Origin of the sequence: Tsukamurella pseudospumae, from assembly GCF_001575195.1 — a bacterium.
Lineage (GTDB): Bacteria > Actinomycetota > Actinomycetes > Mycobacteriales > Mycobacteriaceae > Tsukamurella > Tsukamurella pseudospumae.
In genome coordinates, this window is sequence record NZ_LSRF01000023.1 from 65,470 (window position 1) to 78,201 (window position 12,732).

Genomic DNA, 12,732 nt, shown 5'->3' on the forward strand with positions numbered 1-12,732 from the left:
ATGTCAGAGAGGTACTCGGGCCCTCTGCGGCCCGTCGAGTTCGCGCACGCCGCGATCACCGCGGCCCTCATGTCCGCGATCGCGGTGCTGTCGATGGTCGTGCCCGGCGCCGTCGTCTTCGCCTGGGCCGGTGCGGTTCCCATGGGTGTCCTGGCCTTCCATCACCGCGCGCGGGCCGCGGTGGCCACCGCGATGGCCTCGGGCATGATCTCCTTCCTGCTCGCGGGTTTCGGCGGCCTCGTCTCGGCGTGGACCTGCGTGTACATGGGCGTCATCTGCGGTCAGGTCCGCCGACGGGGCCGCGGGCGCGGGACCATGCTCGCCGTCGCGGGCCTGTGGGGGATCGTCGTCGCGTCCGCCGTGTTCACCTTCCTCGCGGTGCTCGCCGATCTGCGGACCGTCGTCCTCGGCGCGTTCGCGGCGAACGTGCACGGGCTGGGCGCGCTGTTCGAGACGGTGCCGGGCGGCGCGGGGGCGGGCGCGGCGCTGCACCGGCTCGCCGATGTCGGTCTGGAGCGGTGGCCGGTCTTCGTGTGGGTGTCGGTGTGGTTGATCGTGGTGTTCGGCTGTTCCTTCGCGTGGCGCATCCTCACGCCGGTGCTGCGACGGGTCGTGGCCACCAGCGCGGCGCCGCAGGACCTGTTCCCGGTGGAGCCGGACGACGGAGCGCCGCAGCCGCTCCCGATGGCGCTGCGGCACGTCGACTTCCGCTACCCCGGCGCCGACCGGGACACGCTCAGGGATCTCTCGTTCACGGTCGGACCGGGTGATCATGTGGCGGTGACCGGCGCCAACGGCACCGGCAAGTCCACGCTGATGCGCCTGTTGGCGGGCGTGGCGCCGACGGGCGGCACCGTCGAGCGGCCCGGTCCGGTCGGCCTCGGGAAGGTGGGTGGCACCGCTCTCGTGCTGCAGCACGCCGACAGCCAGGTCCTCGGCATCCGTGTCGCCGACGACGTCGTGTGGGGCCTGCCGCAGGGGATCGAGGTCGACGTCGACGGGCTCCTGACCGAGGTCGGCCTCGCGGGTATGGGGGACCGCGACACATCGGGGCTGTCCGGCGGCGAGGCGCAGCGCCTCGCGGTCGCGGCGGCGCTGGCCCGGCGCCCGGCGCTGGTCGTCGCGGACGAGGTGACGACGATGGTCGACCGCGCGGGCCGGGCCGACCTGCTCGGGCTGCTCGGTGGGCTGAGCAGGCATCACGACCTCGGCCTGGTGCACATCACCCACTACCCCGAAGAGGCTGCGGGCGCCGACCGCACCGTCGACCTCGGAACCGCGAGGCGGGCATCGGCCCCGGCCCCGTCGGCCCGGACGACCGCGCGTCCCCCGCTGGGCGCGCCCGTGCTGACGCTGCGGGACGTGCACTACGAGTACGACGCCGGGACTCCCTGGAGCAGAGCCGCTCTGCGGGGCGTCGACCTCACGGTCGGCGACGGCGAGGCGGTGCTGCTGTGCGGCGGGAACGGGTCCGGCAAGTCGACGCTCGCGTGGGTGATGGCGGGGCTGATCGAGCCCACGGCCGGCAGCTGCGAGCTCGACGGTGCGCCGGTCTCCGAGCACGTCGGTGCGGTCGCGCTGGCCCTCCAGGCGGCACGACTACAACTGATGCGCGGGACCGCCGGCGACGCCCTCGCGGCGCTCGCCGGGTACCGGAGCGACGACGGTGCGGCGATCACCGGGGCGCTCGCCGCAGTCGGGCTCCCGGCCGACTCGGCGGACCTGCTCGTGGACCGCCTGAGCGGCGGCCAACTGCGCCGGGTCGCCCTCGCCGGGCTGCTCGCGCGGAACCCGCGGCTGCTGATCCTGGACGAGCCGCTCGCGGGGCTCGACCTGACCTCCCAGCGCGAGCTCATCGACCTGCTCGTGGTGGTGCGGGACGGAGGCCAGGCGATGGTGATCATCTCGCACGACGTCGATCATCTCGACCGGCTGTGCGACCGCACGGTCCATCTCGCCCGCGGCGTCGTCGATGCGGAGGAGATCGTATGAGCCGGTCCTCGTCCCTCGTGCTGCGGCCGCTCCCGCAGCGCTCCTACCTGCACGAGCTGTGGGCCGGAACCAAGCTCCTCGCGGTGGCGGCCCTGTCTCTCGTGCTCACCGTGAATCCCGGGTGGCCGGTCGTCGGGCTGTTCGCCGTGTTGCTGGTGCTCGCGGCCGCGGCGGCGCGGATCCCGCTGTCGGTGGTGCCGTCGGTGCCGCGGTGGGTGCTCGTCGTCGTGGTGATCGGCGGGTGCCTGATGGCGGCCAGCGGCGGCGCCCCGCACGTGGACCTCGGCCCCGTCTCGCTCGGCCTCGGCGGGCTGCTGAACCTGCTGCGGGTCGTGCTGCTGGGGCTGGTGCTGCTGGGCGCGGGCGCGCTCATCGCGTGGACGACCGACCCCGCCGATGTCGCCCCGGCGGTCGCGCGACTGGGACGGCCCCTGCGGCGTCTGCGCGTCCCCGTCGACGAGTGGGCCGTGACGATCGCGCTGGCGTTGCGCACCTTCCCGCTCATGATCGACGAGTTCCGCACCCTCGCGGCCGCCCGGCGGCTGCAGCCGGCGTCGCCGGTGAAGCGTTCCCGCCGAGCGGAACTGGTGGACCTGTGCGTCGCCGCGATGGTCGTGGCGCTGCGCCGGGCCACGGAGATGGGGGAGGCGATCGCCGCTCGCGGTGGCACCGGTCGGCTCGTGGCCCGCGCCTCGGGGCCGGGCCGCCGGGACGCGGTGGCCGCCGTCGTGGTGCTGATCGTGTGCGCGCTCGCGCTCGTCCTCTGAACGCAATTGAACACCGTTATGGAGATTCTGACCTGCGGTTTTCCGCTCCATAACGGTGTTCAATTGAAGGGGGAGATCAGTCGACGGCGACCAGGGGGTAGACGCCGTTCTCGTCGTGGACCTCGGTGCCCACGACGGGCGGGTTGAACACGCACAGCATGCGCATCCGGGTCCGCGTGGTCACGGTGTGCCGCTCGTTGCCGTCGAGCAGGTACATCGTGCCGGGCGCGAGTGGGTACTCGACGCCGGTCTCGCGGTCGAGGAGCGTGCCCTCGCCCTCCACGAGCCATACGGCCTCGACGTGGTTGGCGTAGTGGAACTCATTGACGGTTCCGGGCTCGATCACGGTCTCGTGGAAGGAGAACCCGACCCGGTCGCCGCCGAGGACGATGCGCTTACTGCGCCAGTGGCCCGCGGCGACATCGCGCTCGGTGCCGGTGATCTCCTCGGTGGTACGAACGATCATTTAGGACAGCACCTTTCGGGTCGCGGTGGCCAGGATGTCGAGGCCCAGATCGAGATCGGAGTCGGTGATGGTCAGCGGCGGCAGCAGCTTGACCACCTCGTCCGACGGGCCGGAGGTCTCCGCGAGGAGACCCTGCTCGTAGGCGGCGGCGCAGACCTCGCCGGCCTTATCGGCGTCGGCGAAGACCAGGCCCTGCACCATGCCGCGGCCGCGGTGGCTCAGCTGCTCGGGGAACTCGGCGCACAGCTCGTCGAAGCGCTTCTCGATGTGCGCACCCTTGCGGAGCGTCTCCTTCTCGAAGCCGTCGTCCGACCAGAACTCGTCGATCGCGTGCTTCGCGGTCACGAACGCGGGGTTGTTGCCGCGGAAGGTGCCGTTGTGCTCGCCGGGGCCCCACACGTCCAGCTCGGGCTTCATCAGGGTGAGCGCCATCGGCAGGCCGTAGCCACCGATCGACTTGGACAGGGTGACGATGTCCGGCGTGATACCGGCGGCCTCGAAGGAGAAGAACGGTCCCGTACGGCCGCAACCCATCTGGACGTCGTCGACGATCAGCAGCATGTCGTGCCGCTCGCACAGATCCGCGAGAGCGCGCAGCCACTCGGGCCGGGCCACGTTCACGCCGCCCTCGCCCTGCACGGTCTCGACGATGACGCCCGCGGGCTTGTTCAGGCCGCTGCCCGAGTCGGCGAGCACGGCCTCGAACCACTGGAAATCCGGTGCGACACCGTCGAAGTAGTTGTCGAAGGGCATCGGCGTGGCGTGCACCAGCGGGATACCCGCGCCGCCGCGCTTCATCGAGTTGCCGGTCACCGACAGCGCGCCCAGCGTCATGCCGTGGAAGGCGTTGGTGAAGTTGATGATCGACTCGCGACCCTTCACCTTGCGGGCGAGCTTCAGGGCAGCCTCGACGGTGTTGGTGCCGGTCGGGCCGGGGAACTGCACCTTGTAATCGAGGCCGCGCGGGCGCAGGATCTTGTCCTCGAAGGTCTGTAGGAACTCGCCCTTCGCCACGGTGGACATGTCGAGCGAGTGGGTGATGTGCCCCTCGGAGATGTACTCGACGAGGGCCTGCTTGAGCTTCGGGTGGTTGTGCCCGTAGTTGAGGGCGCCGGCGCCCGCGAAGAAGTCCAGGTAGCGGCGGCCGTCGCGGTCGATCAGCCACGATCCCTCGGCCCGGTCGAAGACGGCGGGCCAACCGCGGGAGTAGCTGCGCACCTGCGACTCGCGGGTGCTGAAGATCGAGGGCTGCTCGAAATCGGCAGTACTGGTGTTCTCGTCGGTCAGGGTGGACATGGTGATCCTCCTAGTGGGCCTGCAGCCCCCGCCGGTCAGGCGGGGTCGATGACGTACAGCTGCTCGGGCTCGTGGGGGTCGGATTGCGTGGGGGAGATGTGGTGCGAGGCGAACAGGTCGCGCACCGTGAGAGTGGAACCGCGCTTCTTCGCCACGGAGCCGAACAGCTCCTGGGACGCGGTGTTGGAGGCGGTGATCGTGGTCTCCAGGCGTGAAACGCCCGCCACCGCAAGATGATCCAACAGATCGATGAGCATACGCGAGGCGATGCCGTGGCCGCGGTGCGCGGCGTCCACCGCGACCTGCCACACGAACAGCGTGTCCGGGCGGTCGGGTCGGCGGTAGCCCGTGACGAAACCCGCTACCGCACCGTCACGTTCGGCGACGATGGTGGTGGCGGCGAAGTCACGGCACAACAGCGTGTACGCGTACGTCGAATTGAGATCCAGAACCTCGGTGTCCCTGGCGATCTCCCACAGCCGGATCCCATCGTCGATCGACGGGCGTCGGGTGGTGACCCCCGATTTCGCGGGGGCGGTGGGATCGCTCTTGTGAGACGGGCTCATCGCTTTCGACGCTAACAACCGGCCCGGCGGAAGTCACCCGCGCTCCGAAATCGGTCACTGGAACACCGGTGTATCCCCAGCGAGCCGGGTGAATGTGAGATGGGTCACATCATGGCTGTGGAGGGGCCAGCCGCGCGAGCGACCCGGCCTCCAGCGCGGCCCACAACGCACCGTCGGGGCCGAGGGCGATCCCGTGCGGCTCCGCGCCGGGCATCGGTAGCTCGTACCTGTGGATTCGCCCCTCCGAATCCACCGATCCGACCGCGTTCCCGGCCCATTCCGTGAACCACATCCGGGCGTCCGGTCCGGCGCAGATGCCGTGGGGCCGTGCGGCGGGGTCGGCGAGGGGGCACGTGCGTGACGGCCCCGTCGGGCGTCATCCGGCCGATCCGGCCGGCACCGATCTCGGTGAACCACAGCGCGCCGTCGGGGCCCGGGACGATGATGGTGGGCCCGGCGTCCGGCCCTACCGGATAGAGCGCGGTCTCCCCGGTCTCGACGTCGTACCGACCGACCTCGCCGCTACCGACCAGGGTGAACCAGAGGCCGCCGTCCGGGCCGGCGGTCAGCGCGTAGGGACCGGAACCGGGGACGTCGTGGATCGTGATGCTCATCGAGCGGCCTCCTGCGCGGCGAGAAAGGTGTCGATCTCGGGTGCCGACGGCGCTGCGGACGCGCCTGCGCCCGTGGCGGTGAGCGCGCCCGCCGCGTTCGCCCTGCGCAATCGCTCGGCCGGTGGGAGCTGCCAGTTCGCGGCGAGCGCGCCCGCGAAGGCGTCGCCCGCGCCGGTGGTGTCGACGACGCGCACCGCGAATCCCGGTGTCGCGACCTCGCCGTCCGGCCCGGACGCGCGGGCCCCGTCGCCGCCCAGGGTGGTGACGACGTGCGGGACGCGGCGCACGACCTCGGCGAGCGCCTCCGCCTCGTCCCGGTTGACGATCACCCCGTCGAGCAGGTCCACGAGTTCGTCGGGGAGGTCCTGCACGGGAGAGGGATTGAGCAGGACGACGGTGCCCGCCTCCCGGGCGGCACGGGCGGCGTCGACGACCGTCTCCAGCGGGATCTCGAGCTGCAGCAGCAGCACGTCCGCAGCGGCGATGGCCTGCCGCGCACCGTCGTCGACGCGGACCTGCGCGTTCGCGCCCGGCACCACCACGATGTGGTTCTCGCCCGACGCGTCGACCGTGACGTTCGCGAACCCGGTGCTGCCCGGCACCCGTACCACGCGCGTGACATCGACACCCGCCGCCGCGAGCGAGTCCAGCACCGTCTCGGCGGCGACGTCCTCGCCCACCGCGCCCACGAACACGGTCGAGCCGCCCGCGCGGGCCGCCGACCTCGCCTGATTGGCGCCCTTGCCGCCCTGTCCGAAGATCACCGAGCGTCCCGTGATCGTCTCTCCCGGCCGGGGAAAACGCTCGCACACGGTGACCGCATCGAGATTCACACTGCCCACCACGACCACTGATGTCATGTCCGCACCCTACGACGCACCGTCGCCGTAGGCTCGGCCCATGACCATGATTCGTCCGTTCCTCATGTTCCAGGGCGGCACGGCTGCGGCCGCGATCGACCTGTACGTCTCGGCGTTCGACGGTGCCGTCCTCACGTCGGTCCCGCACGCGGACCCGGCGCAGGGCATCCAGTTGGCCGAGCTGGTGATCAAGGGCGAGCACGTGTTGATCAGCGACAGCGCGGTGAACCACGCCTTCGACTTCACCCCGTCGACGTCACTGTTCGTCGACTGCGACGACCGTGTCGAGTTGGAGCGTCTGACCGCGGTGCTCGGCGCCGAGGGAAAGACGTACATGCCGCTGGGGGAGTACGGCTTCTCGACGGCCTTCGCCTGGGTGGGGGACAGGTTCGGCGTGTCCTGGCAGCTCAACCTGGCCTGATGTCCGCCGGGTGATCGCGTCACGCTGAGCGCAAGCCTGTGCGGGCCGGAGCGACCGGCATACCGTCGCCCATCATGACCCGCCAGATCCGCTTCAACGCCTTCGACATGAACTGCGTCGCCCACCAGTCCCCGGGGCTGTGGCGCCACCCGGAGGACCAGTCCCACCGCTACAAGGAACTGAGCTACTGGACCGATCTCGCGAAGCTGTTGGAGCGCGGCGCCTTCGACGGCATCTTCATCGCCGACGTTCTGGGGATCTACGACGCGTACAACGGCAACGGCGATGCGGCGATCAAGCACGCCGCGCAGGTGCCGGTGTCCGACCCGATCCTGCTGGCGTCGGCGATCGCCGGCGCCACCGAGCACCTGGGTATCGGGATCACCGCCGGCACCGGCTTCGAGCACCCGTTCCCGTTCGCGCGCAGGCTGACCACGCTCGACCACCTGACGAACGGCCGGATCGGCTGGAACGTGGTGACCGGCTACCTGCCGTCGGCGGCCAAGAACATGGGGCAGCTGGACCAGCTGCAGCACGACGAGCGCTACGACCACGCCGACGAGTACCTGGAGGTCCTGTACAAACTCTGGGAGGGCTCCTGGGAGGACGACGCCGTGATCCGCGACCGGGAGAGCGGTGTGTTCACAGATCCGTCGAAGGTGCACCCGATCGGCCACCACGGCAAGTACTTCGACGTGCCGGGCATCCATGTGGGCGAGCCCTCGCCGCAGCGCAGCCCTGTGATCTACCAGGCCGGCGCATCGCCACGAGGCCTGAGGTTCGCGACGGAGAACGCCGAGGCGATCTTCGTGGCCGCGCCGACCAAGGCGATCCTGAAGGACGTGGTGCGGACCGTCCGCGAGGGCCTCGTCGCCAACGGCCGGGACCCGTACTCCGCCAAGGTCTACACCCTCCTGACCATCGTGACCGACGAGACGGAGGCGAAGGCGCAGGCGAAACTCGAGGAGTACCACCGCTACGCGAGCGTCGAGGGGTCGCTCGTCTTCATGTCCGGCTGGATGGGCGTGGACCTGGGCGCCTACGACCCGAGCGATCCGGTGGGTGACGTGCAGTCCAACGCCATCATCTCCGCCGTCTCCAACTTCCAGCAGGCGGACCCGTCCGGGAAGGACTGGACGGTGGAGGACATCGGCAAGTGGGGCCGGATCGGCGGAATGGGGCCGGTGCTCGTGGGGTCAGCGCAGCGCGTCGCCGACGAGCTGCAGGAGTGGGTCGAGGAGACCGACGTCGACGGCTTCAACCTGGCCTACGCCATCACGCCCGGCACCTTCGAGGACATCGTCGAGTTCATCGTGCCGGAGCTGCGCAGGCGGGGCGTGTACCCGTCCGAGTACACCCCCGGCACGCTGCGCCACAAGCTGTTCGGGCAGGGTGACCGGCTCCCCGCCGATCACCCCGCCCAGCGTCACCGCTACGCGGGCGCGGTTACGCCGGCGTGAGTTCCTTGGTGTAGAGCGAGGCGCCCTTCGCGTCGCGCAGGTTCACCGTGAGCGCCCGCGAGCCCGAGTCGATCGTCACCTCGCCGAAGTGCTGGAAGCCCTCGGCGGGGGAGACGTTCGGCTTGTCGGGGGCGTGCACGAACTCGTACTGCGCCCCGAAGGTCCCGTCCAGCGGGCTCTTCGGGAAGGCTCCGGCGTTGAGCGGGCCCGAGACGAACTCCCAGAACGGTGAGAAGTCCTGGTACGCGGCCCTGTCCGGGTGGTAGGAGATCGCGGCGGTGTAGTGCACGTCGGCGGTGAGGTACACGACGTTCTTCACGTCCTTGGTCCGGGACAGGATGCGGGAGAACGCGATCTCGCGTCCCAGCGGCGCGCCGTTGTCGCCCTGCGCCACCGCCTCCATCGACTTCGGGCCGTCCTTGGGATCCGAGAGCGAGTCCGGCACGACGATGCTCAGCGGCAGGTCGTTCGCGACCACCTTCCACGTGGCGGTGGAGCCGTTCAGGCCGTCGATCAGCCACTGGGTCTGCTTGGCGCCCAGGATGCCGCCGTCGTCGGTGGTGGCCCAGTTGTTCGGGTTCGGATCCTTGTAGCTGCGCATGTCCAGCACGAACACGTCGAGCAGCGGGCCGTAGGAGATCTTGCGGTAGAGGCGACCGTCGGCGGCCTCGGTCGGCTGCACGGGCTGCCACTCCCGCCACGCCTGATAGGAGGACCCGGCCAGCTTGTTCACGTCGGTCTCGGTGTAGCCCTTACGGTTCTGCCCCGCGAGCGACTCGCCCGGGTACCAGTTGTTGACCACCTCGTGGTCGTCCCACTGGATCAGCTGCGGCACGGTCGCTGCGAACCGGCGGTAGTGCTCGTCGAGCAGGTTGTAGGCGAAGTTGCCGCGGAAGTCGTCCAGGGTCTGCGCGACCTGGTTCTTCGCCGCAGCGGTGACATTGCGGTAGATGTTGCCGTCGTTCTGCTTCTGGGTCTCCGGCACGGGGTTGTCGGCGTAGATCGCATCCCCGGAGTGGATGAAGAAGTCCGGCCGAGCGTCGGCCATCGCGCCCATGATCGCCATGCCGCCATCGCGATTGATGCCCCAGCCCTGGCCCACCACGTCACCGGACCACAGGAACTTGACGTTCCCCGCCGCCGACGGTGCCGTGCGGAACGTGCCGGCCACGGGCTCTGACCGCGCGCCGTTCTCGCCCTCGAGCGTGACGCGGTAGTGCACCGTCTGCCCCGGTTCGAGGCCGGTGATGCGGAACCGTCCGGCACCGTCGGAGGTCGGGTCCAGCTTCGGGCCCTCGAACCGGCGCGGGTCGCTGAAGGACTCCGACGAGGCGGTCTCCACGATCATCCGCGCGGGTGCGTCCGAGCGGGCCCAGACGAGGGCACCGTCGGTCCGCGGATCGCCCGAGGCGATGCCGTGGGTGAGGCTGGGGCGGCCGCGCACCAGGCCGGTCGAACCGGCCGACGACGAGGCCGCGGCACCGTCGGACGACGTACCGCAGGCGGACAGCAGTGCGCCTGCTGGGACGAGCAGCGCGCCGGCGGCACCGGCGCGGAGGGCGGTGCGACGCGAGAACGGGGAATCACTGAGGGGCATGGACAAGACGATGCCCGGATCGGGTTCCCGCCCGGCGAACGCAGGGTTACCAGCGGGGATGCCGGACGGTGTCCACCTGATGAACCGGTGGCGGTGGATGGATCGTTCGATTCTGTTAACGTCGAACGCGCGGTAATCACACGTCCGGTGGGCCCAGCAGTGTCTAGCCACAGGCAAGCCCGGTCCGCACGGTGACCAACGCCAGGGGCTGATCTGCATGCCTGATAATTCAACATCGCCTTCCGCGGATTCTCCGTTGTCCATGACCGGACTTCAGGAGACCGAGCAACAGCGGAAGAAGACGCTTCACAAGGCCATCGGCGCTTCCGCGATGGGCAATTTCACTGAGTGGTTCGACTACGGCGTGTACGCCTCGACGGCGGTCTACCTCGCGAACGCGCTGTTCCCCGAGGACTCGGGCAACTTCGGAACACTCCTCGGCTTCGCCATCTCGTTCGTACTTCGGCCGCTGGGCGGATTCGTGTGGGGTCCGTTGGGCGACAAGATCGGTCGCAAGGCGGTTCTCGCCACGACCATCCTGCTGATGGCGGGTTCGACCGCGCTGATCGGCTTCCTTCCCACCTTCTCCTCGGTGGGCTGGCTCGCGCCGATTCTGCTGATCCTGCTGCGTGTGGTGCAGGGGTTCTCGACCGGCGGCGAGTACGGCGGCGCCGCGACCTTCATGGCCGAGTACTCGCCGGACCGGCATCGCGGTAAGTACGGAAGCTTCCTCGAGTTCGGCACCATGTGCGGTTTCGCCGGCGGTACCGCGATCGTGCTGCTTCTGCAGGTACTGCTGTCCGACGACCAGATGCAGTCGTTCGGCTGGCGCATCCCGTTCCTGTTCGCGCTGCCGATGGGCCTGATCGGCTGGTACCTGAGGAGCCAGATCCACGACAGCCCGGTCTTCGAAGAGGTCAAGGAGCAGAACGAGAACCAGGACTCGGTGCTCGGCGGCATCAAGCAACTGCTGACGCAGCAGTGGCGCCCGATCCTGATCCTGTTCGGCCTGGTGATCGCGCTCAACGTGTCGAACTACACGCTGATCGCCTACATGCCCACGTACCTGCACAGCGCAATTGGAATGGACCCCGAGTCCGGGTCGAAGATCCTGCTGGTGGCACAGGTGATCATGGCGGCGCTCATTCCGTTCTTCGGCGCGTTGTCCGATCGCACCGGACGAAAGCCGATGTGGTGGCTGTCGCTGATCGGTCTGCTCCTGTTGGCTTGGCCGATGTTCGAGCTGATGAAGCAGGGCGTCGTGTGGGCGATGCTGGCGCTGGTCGTGCTCGGTGTTCTGTACATCCCGCAGCTCGCCACGATCACCGCGACCTTCCCCGCGATGTTCCCCACACCGGTTCGCTTCGCAGGCTTCGCCATCGCCTACAACGTGGCCACCGCGGCTTTCGGCGGTACGGCGCCGCTGGTGAACGAGGCTGTGGTCGATGGGACCGGGCAGTCGATGTTCCCCGCCTGGTACATGATGGGCGCCTGCGTGATCGGCCTCATCGCGCTGCCCTTCCTGCAGGAGACGAAGGGCTGCTCGATCCGCGGCACCGAGGTGCCGGGGCCCGATACCGACGCCACCCGGCTCGCGCAGATCGAGGAGGCGAGGCTCGCCCGCGCGAGCTGACGCCGCCGTTAGGCTGGTGCGATGACCAGGATCATCGCCGGGGCGGCCCGCGGGCGCAGGCTCGCGGTGCCGCCCCGCGGCACCCGCCCGACCTCGGATCGCGTGCGGGAGGCGCTGTTCAGCGCGCTGCAGTCGCGTCTGGATCTCGACGGGCTGGCCGTCCTCGACCTGTACGCGGGCTCGGGCGCGCTGGGGTTCGAGGCATTGTCCCGCGGCGCCGCGCGCGCCGTCCTCGTCGACTCGGATGCCAAGGCGGTCATGGTGATCAACCAGAACGCGCGGACCGTCGGGCTCGACGGGGCCGTGGCGCACCGTCGGGCCGTGCGGGCGTTCCTGGACCTCCCGGCCGAGCCCTTCGACCTGGTCCTGCTGGACCCGCCGTACGACGTGCCGGCGGAGGTCGTCGACGGTGACCTCGCCGCGCTGTCCGGCGGCTGGCTCGCGCCCGGCGCCCACGTGGTCGTGGAGCGCTCGGCACGGACGCCCGCCGCGACCTGGCCGGAGGGATTCGAGCTCGACGTGTCCCGCGACTACGGAGAGACCCGCGTCGAGATCGCCGTCTGGCAGGATGACCTGGTATGAGCAAGGCGTGCTGCCCCGGGTCCTTCGACCCCATGACCAACGGCCACCTGGACATCTTCCGCCGCGCCGCAAGGATCTTCGACGAGCTCGTGATCACCGTCGTGGTGAATCCCAACAAGCAGGGCATGTTCTCCATCGACGAGCGGATCGCGCTGATCGAGGAGAACGTCGCGGACCTGCCCGGGGTCACCGTCGACCGGTGGACGGGGCTGCTCGTGGACTACGCGCGCGACAACGGCGTGGCGTGCATCCTCAAGGGGCTGCGCAACTCCACCGACTTCGACTACGAGCTGCCGATGGCCGGGATGAACATGCACCTGACCGGCGTCGAGACGGCGTTCCTGACCACCGCGCCCCGGTACTCGTACGTGTCGAGCTCGCTGGTCAAGGAGGTCGCGAAGCTGGGTGGTGACGTCTCCGAGCTGATCCCGCCCAACGTGCAGACCGCGCTGGCGGCCAAGCTGTCGTAGCTCCCTCG

13 protein-coding genes are annotated in these 12,732 nt (G+C 69.7%); 7 read left to right on the forward strand and 6 right to left on the reverse strand.

Going from position 1 to position 12,732, the window contains the following annotated elements:
• Positions 1-1,992 (forward strand): ATP-binding cassette domain-containing protein, encoded by a 1,992-nt coding sequence (locus tag AXK60_RS10200; RefSeq protein ID WP_244881088.1) that lies wholly within the window; start codon positions 1-3, stop codon positions 1,990-1,992.
• Complete coding sequence (locus tag AXK60_RS10205) at positions 1,989-2,759, forward strand: CbiQ family ECF transporter T component (protein ID WP_068571032.1); 771 nt, start codon at positions 1,989-1,991, stop codon at positions 2,757-2,759. The genes AXK60_RS10200 and AXK60_RS10205 overlap by 4 nt, the downstream gene beginning before the upstream one ends.
• Before the next feature lie 76 nt (positions 2,760-2,835).
• Here the strand turns inward: AXK60_RS10205 and AXK60_RS10210 are convergent, their stop codons facing one another.
• The 5 genes from AXK60_RS10210 to AXK60_RS10230 form a co-directional block, all read right to left on the reverse strand.
• Complete coding sequence (locus tag AXK60_RS10210; protein ID WP_068571033.1) at positions 2,836-3,225, reverse strand: ectoine synthase; 390 nt, start codon at positions 3,223-3,225, stop codon at positions 2,836-2,838.
• Complete coding sequence (gene ectB, locus AXK60_RS10215) at positions 3,226-4,521, reverse strand: diaminobutyrate--2-oxoglutarate transaminase (RefSeq protein ID WP_068571034.1); 1,296 nt, start codon at positions 4,519-4,521, stop codon at positions 3,226-3,228.
• Positions 4,522-4,556: 35 nt separating this feature from the next.
• Positions 4,557-5,087: a diaminobutyrate acetyltransferase gene (gene ectA, locus AXK60_RS10220; protein ID WP_068571035.1), complete on the reverse strand. Its 531-nt coding sequence runs from the start codon at positions 5,085-5,087 to the stop codon at positions 4,557-4,559.
• 104 nt (positions 5,088-5,191) lie between these two features.
• Positions 5,192-5,701 carry a Vgb family protein gene (locus AXK60_RS10225; RefSeq protein WP_068571036.1) on the reverse strand — a complete coding sequence of 170 codons (510 nt, stop codon included), beginning with the start codon at positions 5,699-5,701 and terminating at the stop codon, positions 5,192-5,194.
• Positions 5,698-6,561, reverse strand: coding sequence for a ribokinase (locus AXK60_RS10230; RefSeq protein WP_068571037.1), 864 nt, complete (start codon positions 6,559-6,561; stop codon positions 5,698-5,700). Before AXK60_RS10230 ends, AXK60_RS10225 begins: the two co-directional genes overlap by 4 nt.
• Before the next feature lie 40 nt (positions 6,562-6,601).
• Here AXK60_RS10230 and AXK60_RS10235 point away from each other — a divergent pair, with 40 nt between their 5' ends.
• Both AXK60_RS10235 and AXK60_RS10240 read left to right on the forward strand, forming a co-directional pair.
• A complete protein-coding gene (locus AXK60_RS10235; protein ID WP_068571038.1) occupies positions 6,602-6,982 on the forward strand; it encodes a VOC family protein in 381 nt (126 codons plus the stop codon).
• A gap of 74 nt (positions 6,983-7,056) precedes the next feature.
• Positions 7,057-8,442 (forward strand): LLM class flavin-dependent oxidoreductase, encoded by a 1,386-nt coding sequence (locus tag AXK60_RS10240; protein ID WP_068571039.1) that lies wholly within the window; start codon positions 7,057-7,059, stop codon positions 8,440-8,442.
• On the opposite strand, the gene AXK60_RS10245 is transcribed toward AXK60_RS10240, so the two are convergent.
• On the reverse strand, positions 8,429-10,039 hold the full coding sequence (locus AXK60_RS10245) for an alkaline phosphatase D family protein (protein WP_068571040.1): 1,611 nt from the start codon (positions 10,037-10,039) through the stop codon (positions 8,429-8,431). The genes AXK60_RS10240 and AXK60_RS10245 overlap by 14 nt on opposite strands.
• 262 nt (positions 10,040-10,301) lie before the next feature.
• Between AXK60_RS10245 and AXK60_RS10250 the strand changes: the two genes are divergently transcribed.
• The 3 genes from AXK60_RS10250 to coaD are packed head-to-tail and all read left to right on the forward strand — an operon-like array spanning position 10,302 to position 12,724.
• Positions 10,302-11,672: an MFS transporter gene (locus AXK60_RS10250; RefSeq protein WP_068571041.1), complete on the forward strand. Its 1,371-nt coding sequence runs from the start codon at positions 10,302-10,304 to the stop codon at positions 11,670-11,672.
• A gap of 21 nt (positions 11,673-11,693) precedes the next feature.
• Positions 11,694-12,254 carry a 16S rRNA (guanine(966)-N(2))-methyltransferase RsmD gene (gene rsmD / locus AXK60_RS10255; protein ID WP_068571042.1) on the forward strand — a complete coding sequence of 187 codons (561 nt, stop codon included), beginning with the start codon at positions 11,694-11,696 and terminating at the stop codon, positions 12,252-12,254.
• Positions 12,251-12,724 (forward strand): pantetheine-phosphate adenylyltransferase, encoded by a 474-nt coding sequence (gene coaD / locus AXK60_RS10260; protein ID WP_068571043.1) that lies wholly within the window; start codon positions 12,251-12,253, stop codon positions 12,722-12,724. The genes rsmD and coaD overlap by 4 nt, the downstream gene beginning before the upstream one ends.
• The last annotated feature ends 8 nt before the right edge of the window (positions 12,725-12,732 follow it).